The organism is Paenibacillus vandeheii, assembly GCF_030433635.1.
Classification (GTDB): Bacteria; Bacillota; Bacilli; order Paenibacillales; family Paenibacillaceae; genus Paenibacillus; species Paenibacillus vandeheii.
Window position 1 is genome coordinate 22,227 of record NZ_JAROCD010000007.1, and the last position, 16,066, is coordinate 38,292.

12 protein-coding genes are annotated in these 16,066 nt (G+C 50.8%); 11 read left to right on the forward strand and 1 reads right to left on the reverse strand.

Annotated elements, in window-relative coordinates; translation table 11 throughout:
* Positions 1-37: 37 nt before the first annotated feature.
* The 3 genes from P5G61_RS14790 (at position 38) to nagZ (ending at position 3,776) form a co-directional block, all read left to right on the forward strand.
* Positions 38-748: a hypothetical protein gene (locus P5G61_RS14790; protein ID WP_301247253.1), complete on the forward strand. Its 711-nt coding sequence runs from the start codon at positions 38-40 to the stop codon at positions 746-748.
* Positions 748-2,022, forward strand: coding sequence for an exo-beta-N-acetylmuramidase NamZ family protein (locus tag P5G61_RS14795; RefSeq protein WP_301247254.1), 1,275 nt, complete (start codon positions 748-750; stop codon positions 2,020-2,022). Before P5G61_RS14790 ends, P5G61_RS14795 begins: the two co-directional genes overlap by 1 nt.
* A 68-nt stretch (positions 2,023-2,090) precedes the next feature.
* The gene (gene nagZ, locus P5G61_RS14800; RefSeq protein ID WP_301247255.1) at positions 2,091-3,776 is read left to right on the forward strand and encodes a beta-N-acetylhexosaminidase; all 1,686 of its coding nucleotides are present in this window, start codon (positions 2,091-2,093) and stop codon (positions 3,774-3,776) included.
* Positions 3,777-3,896: 120 nt separating this feature from the next.
* Here the strand turns inward: nagZ and P5G61_RS14805 are convergent, their stop codons facing one another.
* A complete protein-coding gene (locus tag P5G61_RS14805; protein WP_301247256.1) occupies positions 3,897-5,330 on the reverse strand; it encodes a serine hydrolase domain-containing protein in 1,434 nt (477 codons plus the stop codon).
* 229 nt (positions 5,331-5,559) lie between these two features.
* Between P5G61_RS14805 and P5G61_RS14810 the strand changes: the two genes are divergently transcribed.
* From P5G61_RS14810 to P5G61_RS14845, 8 genes are all read left to right on the forward strand, one after another.
* The gene (locus tag P5G61_RS14810) at positions 5,560-7,533 is read left to right on the forward strand and encodes a methyl-accepting chemotaxis protein (RefSeq protein ID WP_301247257.1); all 1,974 of its coding nucleotides are present in this window, start codon (positions 5,560-5,562) and stop codon (positions 7,531-7,533) included.
* 284 nt (positions 7,534-7,817) lie between these two features.
* Positions 7,818-8,492, forward strand: coding sequence for an AzlC family ABC transporter permease (locus tag P5G61_RS14815; RefSeq protein ID WP_301247535.1), 675 nt, complete (start codon positions 7,818-7,820; stop codon positions 8,490-8,492).
* Entirely contained in the window at positions 8,483-8,812 is a 330-nt protein-coding gene (locus P5G61_RS14820) for an AzlD domain-containing protein (protein WP_301247258.1), read from the forward strand. Before P5G61_RS14815 ends, P5G61_RS14820 begins: the two co-directional genes overlap by 10 nt.
* A 96-nt stretch (positions 8,813-8,908) precedes the next feature.
* Positions 8,909-9,712, forward strand: coding sequence for an NAD-dependent epimerase/dehydratase family protein (locus P5G61_RS14825; protein WP_301247259.1), 804 nt, complete (start codon positions 8,909-8,911; stop codon positions 9,710-9,712).
* A 107-nt stretch (positions 9,713-9,819) separates the two neighbouring features.
* Positions 9,820-10,476: an SGNH/GDSL hydrolase family protein gene (locus P5G61_RS14830; RefSeq protein WP_301247260.1), complete on the forward strand. Its 657-nt coding sequence runs from the start codon at positions 9,820-9,822 to the stop codon at positions 10,474-10,476.
* A 222-nt stretch (positions 10,477-10,698) separates the two neighbouring features.
* Positions 10,699-12,723 carry a heparinase II/III domain-containing protein gene (locus P5G61_RS14835; RefSeq protein ID WP_301247261.1) on the forward strand — a complete coding sequence of 675 codons (2,025 nt, stop codon included), beginning with the start codon at positions 10,699-10,701 and terminating at the stop codon, positions 12,721-12,723.
* Positions 12,724-12,742: 19 nt separating this feature from the next.
* The gene (locus P5G61_RS14840; RefSeq protein WP_301247262.1) at positions 12,743-14,683 is read left to right on the forward strand and encodes a glycosyl hydrolase; all 1,941 of its coding nucleotides are present in this window, start codon (positions 12,743-12,745) and stop codon (positions 14,681-14,683) included.
* Positions 14,684-14,698: 15 nt separating this feature from the next.
* Positions 14,699-15,832, forward strand: a complete 1,134-nt coding sequence (locus P5G61_RS14845) for a glycoside hydrolase family 88 protein (RefSeq protein WP_301247263.1) — start codon at positions 14,699-14,701, stop codon at positions 15,830-15,832.
* The last annotated feature ends 234 nt before the right edge of the window (positions 15,833-16,066 follow it).

Here is a 16,066-nt window from a genome sequence, read left to right on the forward strand (position 1 = left end):
AATGTTTAGTCCAATTTATATAGAAGGGAGAATAAAAATGCGTAAGCTGAGTGAAGTGTTGGTCAAGTCTGGGGCGGAAATCTATCGGGATATTATTCCGGTGGCCCTGTACAGTGTTGTCAGCTCCATCATAATGGTGCCCATTCTGATGTTTGCTCCGCTACCGATCGCGGTGCTGCTTTTGGCCGTCATTTATATGCCAATCCTATTCGGCGTCAGTTATGCCGTGCATCACAGGCTGGAACGTAAGGAACGCCGCAACGGGCTCAAGGATATTTGGAACGGAACGCAGAAGGGATTCATCCCGGGAGGGGCAGTAGGTGTGCTTTTCGCGGTGCTTGGCTTCATTCTGTGGTCAACCTGGTGGTATTACGGCGGACAGGGCGGGATTACAGGTACAGCGGTGAGCATGTTCCAAACGTTCTTCGTTCTCATGGCGCTGATGTCGCAGTTCTATACGTGGCAGCTCGTTTTGCAAAAGAACATGGGCATCATTCAGGCGATGGGGGAAAGTGTGAAGTTATTCTTCCGTCATCCGGGGTACACGATGGCAGCCTGTTTTCAGGCGCTGTGTCTGACGGCTCTGCTGATGCTGACGGTTGTTGGCTTCGGAGCGTTGTTTGCGGGCATGTTTGCCATCTATCAGCATAAGGTCGCCCTTAATGTATTGGAACCCGAAGAGGAACCAGCCACTTCTGGCGGCAATGACCACCAACATACAGGGTGGATCAGCCAGGGGAATGTGTAATGAACAGAATCAATACGCAGGAAACGATGGACCAGTTCGATGACCAAAGCAGCTGCAATAAACAAAGGATAAGGGATGGCATCAAACGGGAAAGATTGAAGCGGGAATCCCGTGTTAGTACAGGTACGGATCTATTGTCCAGGGGATTATCGCACCCGTGGTTAACGGATACACGTATTGGCCTGATGACGAATCCGACCGGAATTACCGCGGATTTTATCTCGACAGTGGATGTGTGCGCCGCATTGTCCGGTGCCGAGCTGACAGCGCTATATGCCTGTGAGCACGGGCTGGAGGGTGAGCTTCAAGCTGGTGTCCGATTCGGGGATACGGTGCACCCGCGTCTGGGCATTCCTGTGTTCAGCCTCTATGGTGAACACAAGAAGCCCACGCCTGCAATGCTGGGTGGGGTGGATACCGTATTGTATGACATTCAGGATGTGGGTGTCCGGTATTACACCTATGCATCATCCTTGTTTCAGATGATGGAGGCCTGTGCTGAAGCGGGCAAACGCTTGCTCGTGCTGGATCGTCCCAATCCGTTGGGCGGGGATGCGGTGGAAGGCGGCGTGCTGAGCGCGGGATATGAATCGCTCGTTGGAGCTTGGCGTGTTCCCGTCCGTACCGGGTTGACGGTAGGTGAGCTGGCCTTGCTGGTGAACAGCGAGATGGAGATACCCTGTGATCTGGATGTCATCGCGATGGAAGGATGGCAGCGCTCCATGGAGTTTACGGACTGCGATTTGCCCTGGATGCTGCCATCTCCCAATATGCCTACACTGGACAGTGTGCGGGTGTATGCGGGTACGTGTCTGTTTGAAGGTTCCAATGTATCGGAGGGCAGAGGCACGACCCGTCCATTCGAGTGGATTGGAGCCCCATGGGTAGATGGTGAACGGCTGGCGGAACGTTTTCTTGATCACCACTTGGAGGGAGTGCATGTGCACCCTGTGTACATGTCGCCGACCTTTTCCAAACATGCAGGGGAGTTGTGCGGAGGTGTAAGGATATTCGTAACGGACAGCAGCGTATTCCGGGCGGTAGATGCAGGGCTGATTCTTTTGCATGAACTGGCTTCGCTTTATCCAGAGCAATTCTGCTGGCTTGAGCCGCCGCAGCCGGGGTCCCGCTATTTTATTGATTTGCTGACCGGAGGTAGGGAAGTTAGGGAAATCATTCATGACCGGGAGAGAGTAATTGGCTTAATTAAATCGTGGAGAGTTCAAGCAGAGGAATGGAAGGAGCGGCGGAAGCCGTTTTTGCTATATCCATAAAAGTAAGGTCCATGGGAAGGATATCTTGTAATGAATCATGGATGCTTGTCATTGGGAGGGGGCATGGAATGAGTGGGCAAAACGAGCTATACCCATTGAAGCTGGAACAGATGACCCTGCGCGAGAAAATCGGTCAAATGCTGCTTTGCGGCTTTCATGGCACTGAAGCTGCTGGTGATGTAGATGACTTTCTCCGAAAGTATCCCATCGGCGGTGTGATTTATTTTGCGCGTAACGTGGAGTCACCGGAGCAGGTGGAGCGGCTATCGTCGGGCCTGCAGCGGATTGCTGTCGATAGCGGTAATGTGCCGCTCTGGATATCCATTGATCAGGAGGGCGGCATGGTAGCCCGGATTACTGAAGGGATTGCCCTGATGCCAGGACAGATGGCGATTGCCGCAGCAGGTTCCATCGAGGATGCATACCAGGCAGCCTATATCAGTGGGGTGGAGCTGAGATCCATGGGCATTAACATGAACTTTGCTCCGGTCCTGGATGTAAACAATAACGCCGCCAATCCGGTAATTGGTGTGCGTTCATTTGGGGAATCACCGCAGTCCGTCGCAGAGTATGGAGCCAGGAGCATTGCAGGAGTACAGGATGCTGGCATTTCCGCGACAGCCAAACATTTCCCGGGCCACGGGGATACCGACACGGATTCACATCTGGATCTTCCGGTCATCACCCATACTCGGGAACGGGTAGAGCGTGTGGAACTGATTCCGTTCCGGGCTGCCATAGCGGCAGGTGTCGATGCAATGATGTCGGCACATATTTATTTTCCGGCTCTGGAACCGGAGCGTCTGCCTGTAACGCTATCGAGAGCGGTCTTAAGTGGGTTGCTTCGTCAGGAACTGGGTTATGAAGGTATGATTGTGACAGACTGCATGGAGATGGACGCGATTGCCGCCAACTATGGCACTGTTGATGCAGCTGTGATGGCGGTGGAGGCCGGCGCGGATCTGGTGTTGATCAGCCACACAGCTCATCTTCAGGCAGGGGCGTTTGAAGCACTGCTGGCAGCTGTCCAGAGCGGGCGAATCAGTGAGGCTCGCATCGACGAATCTGTAACTCGGTTGCTGAAGTACAAAGCGAAACGAGGTCTGCTGGATAATGGAATGGGCGCAGGTAATGATGAAGTGCATGATGAGGTAGCGACTTCGCTCTCCGCTGAGGCTTTAACTGATCCAGCTTCAATTAAGCACCAAGAACGAAACCATTCGTTACACCAAGAGGTGGCCCGACGAATCAGTGAGAACAGCATCACGCTGGTGCGTGACCAATTGAATATGCTGCCTTTGAAGCCGGAACGTACACTGGTCATTACGGTCGCTACAGCTGTAACGACGATTGCCGACGAACAGCTGACTCAGGTGGTTACCCTAGGCTCCGCTTTGTCGCATTGCGGTCTGGATGTGGTCGATGTAACCGTCACGCCAGAGGAAGTTGCCATTCGTTCTGCCCGTCTGCTTCAAGCTGCGGAAGAGGATGACATTCGCCAGATTATAGTGGGAACGTATAATGCAGGCAGTGCCTCTGGTGATCCGCAATGCAGGCTGATCGGCTGGCTGCAGCAATTGGGCAAGCCGCTCGCTGTTGTGGCGCTCCGCAGTCCCTATGATCTGCTGGCGATCCCGGATGCGCAGGTCTATGTAGCGGCTTACGAGAGCCGTCCGCTTGCCATGGAAAGTGTCGCTCGGGCGCTGATGGGGCGTATTCCTTTTGCGGGGAAGCTTCCCGTATCCATAAAATAGACAGACGTTGAATGACGAGCGAAGCGAAAGTATGATTCTGGATTTGAAGACATAGATAGCAGAAGGGTCGATCCAATAATGGACCATCCCTTCTGCTATTATCTAATGATTAAAAGGATATTATTGCAGATTCAGTGCCTGAGCTGTCTTAGCCTCGACCTCATCCATAAGCGAAGTCATATCCATACCCGCATGATTACCGAGAAGAATAATCGTAATATCATCTGTTAAATTACGTGAGAAGGCTGTGGCAAAACCACCACCGCTGCCGTTGTGGAAGACGGTACGATTCTGATCGTTTTCCTTGAGAATCCAGGCGTAGCCATAATTTTTATCCGAATAGGGCTTATACATCTGCTCAATCGTATCCTGACTCAGAATTTTGTCTGTGTACATTGCCCGATCCCACTTCAGCAGATCGTCCACGGTGGAGTAAATTGTTCCTGAACCTGATTGTGAAACATAATAAGGCGCAGGCACCCACTGTTTATTCTTCGCAACGAATCCGCTATTCGTATGGACCTTACGGGAAGCTTCGCCAGAGTTCTTCATGCCGAGCGGCTTCAAAATGGTCTGCTGCACATAGTCGGCATAACTCATCCCGGACACCTGTTCAATAACATAGGCCAGCAGAACATAACCACTATTACTGTACAAATAGGCACTACCGGGTTCGAATTTTAATGTTTTGTGCCGAATTTCTTCTACCGTTTCTTCCAATGAAGTGCCTTCACCCCGTCCGAAGGCGGATGGAAGACCCGAAGTCTGGGATAACAGCATATGGAGTGTGATCTGATCTCCCTTGGGTATACCGGTGATATACTTGGAGATCGGATCTTGCACATTTAGCTTTCCTTTTTCCACTAAGCTGAGAATGGAGGCTGCAGTGAAAGATTTGCTCAGAGAGGCGATTCTGGTCTTCTGATCTGGACGATTGAGCGTCTGTTCATCCGCCAGTCCATAGCCTTGGCGAAGAAGGACTTCTCCATTGCGGGCAATCAGAGCCATGCCTGGAAAATCGATTTCGCGCAAATAGGTGTTTACACTGGCGACTTGACTGTTTAATAGGCTTACTTTGTCCGTCTCAATATTAACACTCATCTGACCAGAGGCTGCACGTTGTACTTTAATATCTGCCTTGAGTGCATTGGCAAGTGCGCGGACAGGTAACATCAGAGTGCCGTTAATCGTGCGAGATTCGACACCGGAGGACAGATGAACATGGTTAACTTGGATGAAGTCACTGCCCGCCTGGTGAACCAGCTTGTCTTGACCAACGGTAATGGTAGCCGTTTTAGTACGAGCTTCCCACTTCAAGGTGCCATTTACAGAGGTAACAACATCTCGCAGTGGAACATACGTTGTACCTTTTAATACAAGTGGGGCGTTTTTCCACGATTGCTCTTGACCATTCACTTCAATGTGAACTGTTTGCGTCTCTTGTGCTGCGGCTGCTGTGAAACTGGTTTGTCCTAGAACAGGTCCTGCACAAAGAATGAGGGCGAACAGAATACGGAATATGGATAAATATAATCTGGATACAGGTTGTTGCACATGTGACTTGCGTAAGATTCGAATCCTCTCCTTCCAATCGTTTCATAGATAACCAGCTTATGAGCATTGTAAACGATCTCGTAGAGAGGGTCAAAACGAGGAAGGAGTAAAATACGGCCGCATCCTAACAAAAATAATGTAATTTCGATTGATTTAGTATTCATACATAATATTTTTACTACGTTTGTCCGATAAAAAAGGGGTGAAGATGATGATGGGGGATATTTAAATGAAGAAAAGGATTCGCAATTGGTTTACATTAACGGTTAAGAAACGTCTGATCGCTGCACTGCTTCTGTTTCTGATTGTACCGAGCATAAGCGTGGGATGGTTGTCTTATTTAAAAGCAGCAGACCAGGTCAGGGAAGAAATCATTCTTTCTGCACAGGCCAAAACGGAAATGCTCAGTCTGCAGATTAGTCAGATGTTGGATATGGAGAAGGATAACGCAGCGCAGTTCGCCGCCGGTATTACTTCAGCAGATATTATTAATAAATCCCCTGCTCTTCAAAGGCAGATGGACCGGATGTCCAAGAACCACAAAGAACTGGGTGTACTAACCGCAGGTGCCGAAGATGGCAGTTGGATGAAATCCCCTGACCCCGGACAGCAGATCTATGATCCACGGGAACGCAGCTGGTATACAATGGGGATGTCACAGGATGAGCCAATTATCTCAGATACGTTCCAGTCGGTAACCACGGGAGAATGGGTTGTCACCGCAGCTGCCAAACTGTCCGATGGCAAAGGAGTATTCGGAGCCAATGTAAGTCTCAACCACTTAAAAGAATCTGTTGATAAGATACATATTGGTGAAAAAGGAAAACTGTATATGCTGGACAACGGCGGAAAGTTTCTATTCCATTACAATATCGAATCCGGTGTGCAGTCCAATGAGAGCTACATTAATGAGATGTATACGAAAGACCAAGGAACTGTAAAGTACACGTATGATGGACAAGAGCTGGAAGCTGTGTTCTTTACGAATCCCGCGACGGGTTGGAAAATTGTTGGTGAGATCGTTCCTTCCGAAGCAGCTGATGCTGTAAGACCGATCCTGATCCGTGCGTACACTCTTGTTGGAACGTCACTGATCATTGGCATTATTCTGCTTGTGTTCATTATTCGCAGCATACACCGTCCATTGTTGCAGCTAACACAGGCAGCATCGAAAGTGAGCGCAGGGGATCTGACAGTTCGGGTGGGCTTGCAGCGTCGCGATGAGTTCGGACAACTCGGGGCAAGCTTCGATACTATGACCTCCTCGCTGCGCAATGTTTTGGGCGAAGTACATGATACATCGAGCCAGCTGGCGGCATCCTCGGAGGAGCTGATGGCGAGTTCTGAACAGACATCCAGGGCAACCGAACAGGTTGCTGAACTGATGCAGGATGCAGCGTCAGGAACGAACAAACAAAACGCCAGTCTCGCCGCAACGGGGCAACTCGTGGGAGAAATGTCTATTGGGGTCAAAGAAATCTCATCGAGTGCCGAAGAGGCCGCTCGCATCGCTGTTGAAGCATCTACCAAGTCCGAAGCGGGTATGGTTACGGTGGAAGAGGCGGTTGCTCATATTCAGAAGGTGAATAATGAGAGTGAGGCCATGGCTGTGGTCATTCAGGATCTTCGAGCGAAAAATGAAGAGATCATTGAGATTGTAGCCGAAATTACTGCTATTGCGAAGCAGACCAATATTCTTGCCTTGAACGCATCCATTGAAGCGTCCAGAGCAGGTGAACAGGGTCGGGGCTTCGCCGTGGTTGCCAATGAAGTGAAGTTGCTGGCCAACAATTCAGGCAGTGCGGCTGAGCGCATTAATGAACTGATGCGTGAGATGCATGAGAAAACGAATGCGGTTCAATCTACCTTTGCCCGTACGGGAGAAGGCATGATCAAGGGTTCCCAAATGATTACGGAAGCGGGAGAGGCCTTCAAAAATATCCGAAATGCCGTACAGTTGGTCGCTGCCCAAGCTGGAGTAGTGTCGACAGCTTCCCGTCAGATTGATGGAGGGATGAGTTATGTGACCAAGGAAGTCAATGAGACGATTGAATTATCCAATCAGATTGCCTCAGGAACGGAAGATGGCTCAGCTGCTGCACAGGAGCAGCTGGCTACAATGGAAGAGGTTGCGGCGTCCTCTGCGGCATTGTCCCGTATGGCTGAGGATCTGCAAAGCGTGATTGAACGATTCAAGTTATAGTTTAATAGGCATTCTCGAAGAAGACTGTGGGGTATAACCCTGCAGTCTTTTTCTTGTTGGTGTACTTCGTTAATCATCGAATTATGAAGATTCGTAGCGGATCTGTTCTGTAAAAGGGGATCTGTCTCTCCCGGAACGTCTCATCCTGTGGTATATTTCTAAATTAAAAGTAATCCGCAGGATGTGGATTGAAATGGAAAGGGGATGCACCGGATTTGGACAAATCAATACCACTGACATCCGGGCCCGCAAATACCGAAGAGGTGCAGGATGATGCTACATTTATGCAAGGGGTCAAGGATTGTATTCCAACCCTGCTTGGCTATTTGAGTATTGGCTTTGCAGCGGGTGTCATTGAAATGACAGCAGGTCTTAGCCTGGCGGAAACGGCTCTGCTCAGTCTGATTCTGTATGCGGGATCGGCCCAGTTTATTGCCGCAGGCATGCTGGCATCAAATGGTTCAGCGATGGCCATTATTTTCACCATATTTTTCGTGAATCTGCGTCATTTGCTGCTGAGTGCAGCCGTATCGCCGTACTTCCGTCATCTGACGCCGCTTAAAAATATGTGGATCGGCTCGCTGCTCACCGACGAGTCCTTTGGCGTGGCAATGACGCGTGCGATTGGCCGGAAAACGCTGAGTGAGCGCTGGATGCACGGTCTGAACATTACAGCATATCTGAACTGGTTTGTGGCGAATATGGCTGGGGCTTATTTTGGTCGCTGGATAACCAATCCAGAGCGGCTTGGGCTGGATTTTGCCTTGCCTGCGATGTTTATCGGTCTGGTCGTACTTCAGCTGATGCAGCGCAAAAATAAAAAATTACACATCAATGTGGCGATCATTGCTGTTGTCTGTGTAATCTTCGCCAGCATGGCTTCGCTTGGCAGCATGAGTGTCATTGTGGCTGCGGTCATTGCGGCAACGATGGGAGTAGTGATGGAACGATGGAAGTAAGATGGGATGTATTTTGGATTATTATGGGATCTGCTTTGTTAACGTTCATTCCGCGTGTATTGCCACTCATGCTGTTCAGCATTATACAGATTCCGATGTGGCTGTTACGCTGGCTTGAATATGTACCCGTAGCGGTGATGGCGGCACTGATCGGTCAGGAATTGTTTATGGCAGACAATCAGTTGGTGCCGATTACGCAAAATGCAGCCCTATGGGCAGCATTACCTACCATTGCCGTGGCAATCTGGACCCGGAGTCTGCTCGGAACGGTACTTGTCGGTATGGTGGCAATGATGATTTTGCGGTACTTGATGGGTTAATATACGGGGTCTTTATTGGATCAGGTAAATCCTTCGCCCTTACGGTTAATAATGTCCTATAAGATCATAGCAAATAGGGCGAAGGGGGTTAGATCCATGAGCAAATCGAAGCACAGATTGTTGATTACGGGAGCGGCGGGAGTCGTTGGCCGCAGTCTGCTGGAGGGACTGAGGGAAAAGGGCAAGTATGATATCGTGGCTGCCGATCTTCAGGATGATCCTCAATCAGGCATTGTAGCAATGGATGTGACAGATGGAGAACGCCTGAACGAGCTTATGCAGGGTGTTCAGACAGTGCTGCACATTGCTTGGGCCAAGGACGAAGAAGATTTTCTGGGCAAAGTTCTGCCGATCAACGTAACAGGGGCCTACCATGTGTATGAAGCTGCACGGTTGAACGGTGTACAGCGGGTTATTTTTGCAAGTTCAAATCATGCGACAGGGTTTTATCCAATAGGAGAAGATATTGAAGTGGATGATCCATATCGGCCAGACAGTTTCTATGGACTCAGCAAATGTTATATCGAACTGCTTGGACGATATTACGTGGATAAGCATGGCCTATCGTCATTCAACATTCGAATTGGCAATTTCTCGGGCGATGCGTATCCGCATTCTGAGCGTTCGGCACACATCTGGATCTCGCCCAGAGATATGGTGCAGCTTGCCGAGTGCTGCATTGAGGCGGATTCGAGCATGAAATATGTTAATCTATATGGCACTTCAGCGAACACGGACAATTATTATGATATTGGATATCTGGAGCAGATGATTGGGTACCACCCGGAGGATGATGCGGCAGAGTTGTGGGACGAAGCGAAACGCAAGGGAACGCCGGATAAGCAAGACGAGACGGAATATCAGGGTGGAGGATATGTGGCGAAAGACCCGAAAGACTGAAAAGTACCGTTCTGAAAACGCTATTTTCTATTGCGTCCGAAAGGGATAAAATGAAGACTGAAGGGTTGAGGTTTTCATTTTACATACAGGAAGGAACGGTATTGATCATGAGTACACATTCATCCGTTATACTTTTTCAGGGAGACTCCATTACAGACGGAGGAAGATCGCGCAATGATGATCCGAATCATTTTCTCGGGCATGGCTATGCGTATCTGATCTCAAGCAAACTGGGCGTGGAACTGGCAGCCAAACAGCCGACGTTCTACAACAGAGGAATCAGCGGGGATCGCGCCTCCGATCTATATGCACGCTGGAATGAGGATACCTTTAGTCTGAACCCGGATCTGATCAGCATTCTGATCGGTGTGAATGATGCCTGGCGCACTATAAATGGTGAACCCAGTGGAGTGACGGATCGTCTTGGACGTGCATATCGTCATTTGCTGGAGGAAACACGCGAAGTGATGCCGAATACCGGGCTGGTTTTAATGGAGCCGTTCATTCTTAAAACCGGAGCTACAGTGGAGCGTTGGGACACTTGGCAGGAGCGTATCGGGCAGTATCAAAATCTGGTTCGTGAACTCGCCAGTGAGTTCGGGGCAGTCTGGGTACCTTTGCAGCAAACGTTCAATGATGCTCTCGAACAGGCTGACGCTGCTTACTGGCTGTGGGATGGTGTGCATCCAACGGCAGCGGGCCATGAGCTGATCGCACGTCAGTGGCTGTCTGTTGTACAGAATTCTCCGCTTGCGATTGGTTAATAGACATTGGATTGAATTGGATTATCAAGTACGCACTAAAAAGCTTGATGTAACGAGGAACCCAGGGGGTTCTTCGTTTTTTTATATCTCGAAATAGGGATTCTATGGTTAATTTGGTTGGATATGATGGATAACTCTTCAAATGTAAAGCATTATCCGGTAAAATGAAATCGGTTACATATAATAAAGGTTTTGTATTCCATATAGATTAGGGTGAATTCAATGGAAAACACCAATCAAAGTAAGGAAAGTTCCATCCAGATGCCAGATTCTTCGGTCATTCAACGGGTGGTACATCGGATAACGAACGGGGGACAGGGGGATCAGCATATCTATCCAGCACCAACACGAGCTTCAGTCAGCTCTACGGATAGCATCGAACAGGCGTTACTCCAACCGGAGCTGGCTTCTTTTTATATCGATCTGAAAGCTTATGGGGAACGTGCCCTGAACGAAAGCTTGCCTTCGCTATCATTTGGTCTTTATCGGAAGTTTGGGGACACAGGGGAACGAAAGTTGTATGAGGATGCGTACTTTGAACGCAGGGGACGTCTTGCGGCAATAGCGCTGCTCGCTGTGGATTCAAATGCGCCGAGATGGATAGAGACATTGGAAGATATGTTGTGGGACGTATGTGGCGAGTATACATGGTGCTTGCCTGCACATTTGGGTACGGGGGGAGTGGAACAGGTCAACGGCAATATTGATCTGTTTGCCGCGGAGACGGTACATATGCTGGCCGAAATCGTGACGATTCACGCGGATCGACTGGATACCCGCATTATCCAACGAATTAGGGCTGAGGCCGAGCGACGCATTTTCGCTCCGCTCTATCGGGAGAAACGTGCCTATCACTGGCAAGGTGCAGATCATAACTGGTCTGCTGTGTGCAGCGGATGCTGTGGTATGGCTGGACTATTACTGCTGGAGGAAGAAGCAATTCTGACGGAATCGGTGGTTCAGACGATTCGATCCATGCAGGCATTTCTGAGTGGATATGGCATGGATGGTGGTTGTGCAGAAGGCATTGGTTACTGGGTATATGGGTTCGGCTATTTCGTCTATTATGCCGACATGCTGCGCGAATACAGTGAAGGTGAGTTGGATCTGCTGAATGATTCGAAGATAGCGGCGATCGCAGCCTTCCCACTGCGGGTTCATCTGTCGGGAGGAACCTTCGTGAATTATTCGGATAGTGCGGAGCAGCAAGAGATTCCTTCGGGTTTGCTTTCACTTCTGGCATCCCGTTTCGGTATAAAGGTGGATTTGCCGTTTCATATCCCTTTGTTTACTGATGATCCCTGTCATCGTTGGGGTCACCTGCTGCGCAACGTGCTGTGGAGCAGTTCGGCAATGGTCCTTCAAGAAGCGGGCGTTGTTCCAGCGGAACGAGGGATTATTTTGGATGATTTGGGCTGGATGATTGCTAAGGGAGTACTTGATTCTGCGAGCTCAGATGTTACCAGAGATGAACCTCTCACTACTGCTTTTTCCGTCAAGGCCGGGCATAACGAGGAACCCCATAACCATAATGATCTTGGGCAATTTATACTCCATTGTGGTGGCGAAAACATTCTTTGTGATCCGGGAGCGGGGCTGTACACACAAGCTTATTTTTCTCCGGGCAGAGAGCAGTTGTTCCACATTAGCTCGTCCGGGCATAACGTTCCCCGCATAGAAGGGAAGGAGCAAAGCTCGGGACGTCAGGCGCAAGCACTGGTTCTTGAGGCGAAGGTTTCGGACGATGACTGTACACTGGATGCCTGTTTGGAACTGACAGCAGCTTATCCTGAAGCGGCTTCACTCGCCTGCTATACACGTCAGTTGCATTGGAGCGGTTCTACTAAAGATTTCGGGACCGTAGCAGAACTGCGTCTGAAGGATCGATTTCAATGGAAAAGCAGAGCGGCGTCTTCATCAAGCACGTTATTTTCGGTGGGAGAACAGCAACGGCCGAGTGTGACGGAGCGGTTTATGAGCAGAAAGGTACCTGAAAGGGTACATGAGGGGCAGATTCAATGGCAGGGTGAACAAGCGACGGTAGGGATGACGTATGATGCAAACCAATGGCAGGCTGATATAGAGATCATTAATACAGTTGATCATGATAATATGCCAGTTACATTCTATCGGACCTCCCTTGAATGGCGAGACCAGCCTGATAACCGAAATGTAAGAAGTGGAAGTGATGAAGTTAATCCGCTGGAAACGGTGTGTGAGCTGAAGTTCACGGTTGAACCCAAGTGAAAGATGGAGGTGAGCATACGTGAGTAAGTATACGTCCGCATCAACATATCCATGGAGAGATGCACTCGAAGATTACCGTACACTAGCGGAACAGGCGGGGCCTGCTCCTTCAGATGGTTGGAATAAGGCTCGCAAATTGTCCCTTGTGGAGAGTGTTGTTCGGGCTTATACACCTTATCAGGACAGTGAAGGCGCCATTATTGACCCATTCTCGAAGGCGGAGCGATATTATTCCACGCCAGCTTATGCAATGGCCGCATCGGTTCTTGTTCAAGCGGGCCTAACGGATCTGCTTCCTTCAGCGGCATCGGCCCTGTCACACAGCATCGATGTTGTCATGAAGGGATGTGCGCCGGATCATCACCCGGACTTTTTCCCCGTGTTGATGATGAGAGCATACATCCTGTTGAAGCCGTATATGCCTGAGCAGGCAAAAGTCTGGGCAGGTGCCCTTAAGAAAATTCAGCCTGAACAAGATTATGTCTTTACAATGAGCAAAATGAACAACCCCAATCGCATGATTAACTGGAACGCAATTATGATCTCCGGGGAGTATCTGCGCTGGAGAGAGCAGCTTGCCAGTGATGATACGGCGTGGATGGACCGTTATCTGGATCAGTATCATCTGCCACGATTTACTGCGCTTGGACTGTATCAGGACGGACCGCTGGACCGACCAAATTGTCCATTTTCCTATGACATTGCGACGCGCTATCATCTGGATGTCATGCTTGAAGCGGGATATGACGGGGCATGTGTCGGTGAGCTGAAGGAACAATTACGTCATGGTGCATTCAGTACGCTGCTTACACTGTCGCCGCTGGGAGAGATTCCTCCACGTGGACGCAGCTCCCAGCATCAATGGAATGAAGCGGCAGCAGCATATGTATGTTCTGCCCATGCAGCGCAGGCTTTGCAGGCTAGAGATGCGATAATGGCTGGCGCATTCGCACGCGCGGCCAATCGGTGCTTCGAAGCTGTGGAGCGCTGGAAGATGGATGATGGGCGTCTGAAAATTGTTCGCAACGAGTACCCGCCCGAGGCACGCCACGGATACGAAATCTATACGAATTATACCGCCTACAACCTGTGGACGGCAGCGGCACTGGCCCATGCCTGTCTCAGCAATCCTGGTGAAGATGTAACGGGCATGTTCCTTCCTTCCGAGGTAGGCAGCCGGGTGTTGCAGGCCGATGGATGGTTTGAAACGATTATTGCCTCTGTACCAGGTCAACAAATGATCCTGCATACGGCCATGAATGATCCATACACGGTTCCCGGTCTTGTGCGGATACAACAGGCGGGATTGCCGGGGCTGATCGGTCCTTCTGCTGCCGGACATGTGCAATCCGGATTCACGGAGTTTGCTGAAGGGGAAGTTGGTCCGCTGAGCTACTGTCCTGCCTGGAAAACGGCAGATGGGAAATGGCACAGTCTAGCGGGAGGCATTCCGTCAGGTGTTGACTATGACCGGGATGCGGGGATTAATCCTGCCGATGGTGGGGGTTCGATTTTGCTTGAAACGGTAGATCAAGAGGTGAAAGATAATCCAGGCTCTCCAGGGGGAGATGACGGGAATCGTCAGGATCAGCTCAATGCGTTTACAGTGACATGGATCGGCCCGTTAACCGGGATCGATTCACTGCGCACCCGTTATGTACAGCAGACGGATTTGCTGACCGTGACATATGAATTCGAAGGTGAACTTGAGGCTGTCGGAGCACTCATTCCATTAATGTTCAGTGATGGCCGTGAACAGGCTGTCATTACACTTTCCAGTCAGGCTGTGCGCAGCGAGTATCGTGGAGCATATGTGGAATCCACCGTGTTGGACGAAGGAGCTACCATTCATCTCAAAGAACAGCCGATGGCGTCCCGCAACGGATTACTGAAGGAAGCACGGATGGAAGTGAGCGATGGGCGAAGTATTACGTTTACGATCAGATTGGGAATCGATTAGAGGAGGGATAGGTTTATGAATACATCAACATCCGTGACATGGCTGGAGGAGGCATGGCGTCAAGGAGCGGCCAAAATCATTCGTAATGCGCAACGTATTAAGGATACATTTCCGCACACCGCCCCTCAGGGCATGTATGACCGGAATGATCCTGAATGGTGGACCGCTGGCTTCTGGCCGGGGCTGTTATGGCTTGTCCATGGCGAGTCGCCGGAGAGCGAAGCTGTCGCCCCGTTATACCGTTATGCCGAAAGCTGTGAGCGGCAATTGGAAGGGTGTCTGCGTGATCCCGAATCGGTGGATCACGATCTGGGGTTCATCTGGCTGCTTAGTGGCGTAGCCAACTACCGCCAGACAGGCAGCGCGGATGGTCGGCGGCGGGGAATGCTCGCCGCCAATCTGCTCGCTGCCCGCTTCAACGTGCGCGGTCAATATATCCGCGCCTGGAACTTCAGCTCGTCAACCATGGATACGCGCGGCGTAGCCATCATTGACAGCATGATGAACCTGCCGCTCCTCTACTGGGCATCCGAGCAGAGCGGCGACCCGCGCTTCCGCTGGCTGGCGGAAGCGCATGCGGACACCGTGGCGCGCGAGTTCGTCCGCGCTGACGGGTCCATCTGCCACGTGGTGGAGTTCAATCCACTCACGGGGCAGAAGGTGCAGGAGCATGGCGGGCAGGGCCATGCTCCAGGTTCCGCCTGGGCGCGGGGCACCGCCTGGGCGCTGCACGGGTTTGCGCTGTCTTTCCGGTATACGGGCGAAGCCCGCTATCTGGAGACAGCGGAGCGAGCGGCCGATTTCTTCCTCGCCATGCTTGGCGAAGACATCGTGCCGCTGTGGGATTTTCGCGCACCTGCCGAGCATCAGGTGGCGTGGGACTCGTCCGCTGCGGCGATTGCCGCCAGCGGCCTGTTGGAGCTGGCGAAGCTGTCGCCGCGCGGGGAGGAATACAGAGCCGCGGCAGAGCGTATCCTTCGCGGGCTGCATGAGAACTACAGCTCTGGTGAGGCGGCGGAAGAAGGACTGATCATGCAGGGCACCGTGCATTATCCGGAGGGACGGGGCTTGAATGTGCCGATTATATACGGCGATTATTTCTATATGGAGGCGCTGGCGAAGCTGCGTGGTCGTCCGGGTTTATTTTAGAGAACAAAATTTAAGAACATCACACGTCGAGCAGCGAGTATGCGTGAGGGGGATGAGTATGTGGCCCGCCATACAACTGCTCGAGTGTGCCTGCCTCCCAGGGGAAAAGGTATTCCTGTCTTGGAGGCGGAGCACACCTAAGAAGAAGCTGTAATGGAAGGGATCTCATAGATAGGCCACCGGGCTAATTCTCTGTTTCTATTAGAAATGACCTGGTAGAGATTCAATGGTTCA

What these genes read in the sequence shown, in the direction of transcription:
- P5G61_RS14790 (WP_301247253.1), top strand. Translation starts at nt 38, where the DNA reads ATGCGTAAGCTGAGTGAAGTGTTGGTCAAGTCTGGGGCGGAAATCTAT.
- P5G61_RS14795 (WP_301247254.1), top strand. Translation starts at nt 748, where the DNA reads ATGAACAGAATCAATACGCAGGAAACGATGGACCAGTTCGATGACCAA.
- nagZ (WP_301247255.1), top strand. Translation starts at nt 2,091, where the DNA reads ATGAGTGGGCAAAACGAGCTATACCCATTGAAGCTGGAACAGATGACC.
- P5G61_RS14810 (WP_301247257.1), top strand. Translation starts at nt 5,560, where the DNA reads ATGAAGAAAAGGATTCGCAATTGGTTTACATTAACGGTTAAGAAACGT.
- P5G61_RS14815 (WP_301247535.1), top strand. Translation starts at nt 7,818, where the DNA reads ATGCAAGGGGTCAAGGATTGTATTCCAACCCTGCTTGGCTATTTGAGT.
- P5G61_RS14820 (WP_301247258.1), top strand. Translation starts at nt 8,483, where the DNA reads ATGGAAGTAAGATGGGATGTATTTTGGATTATTATGGGATCTGCTTTG.
- P5G61_RS14825 (WP_301247259.1), top strand. Translation starts at nt 8,909, where the DNA reads ATGAGCAAATCGAAGCACAGATTGTTGATTACGGGAGCGGCGGGAGTC.
- P5G61_RS14830 (WP_301247260.1), top strand. Translation starts at nt 9,820, where the DNA reads ATGAGTACACATTCATCCGTTATACTTTTTCAGGGAGACTCCATTACA.
- P5G61_RS14835 (WP_301247261.1), top strand. Translation starts at nt 10,699, where the DNA reads ATGGAAAACACCAATCAAAGTAAGGAAAGTTCCATCCAGATGCCAGAT.
- P5G61_RS14845 (WP_301247263.1), top strand. Translation starts at nt 14,699, where the DNA reads ATGAATACATCAACATCCGTGACATGGCTGGAGGAGGCATGGCGTCAA.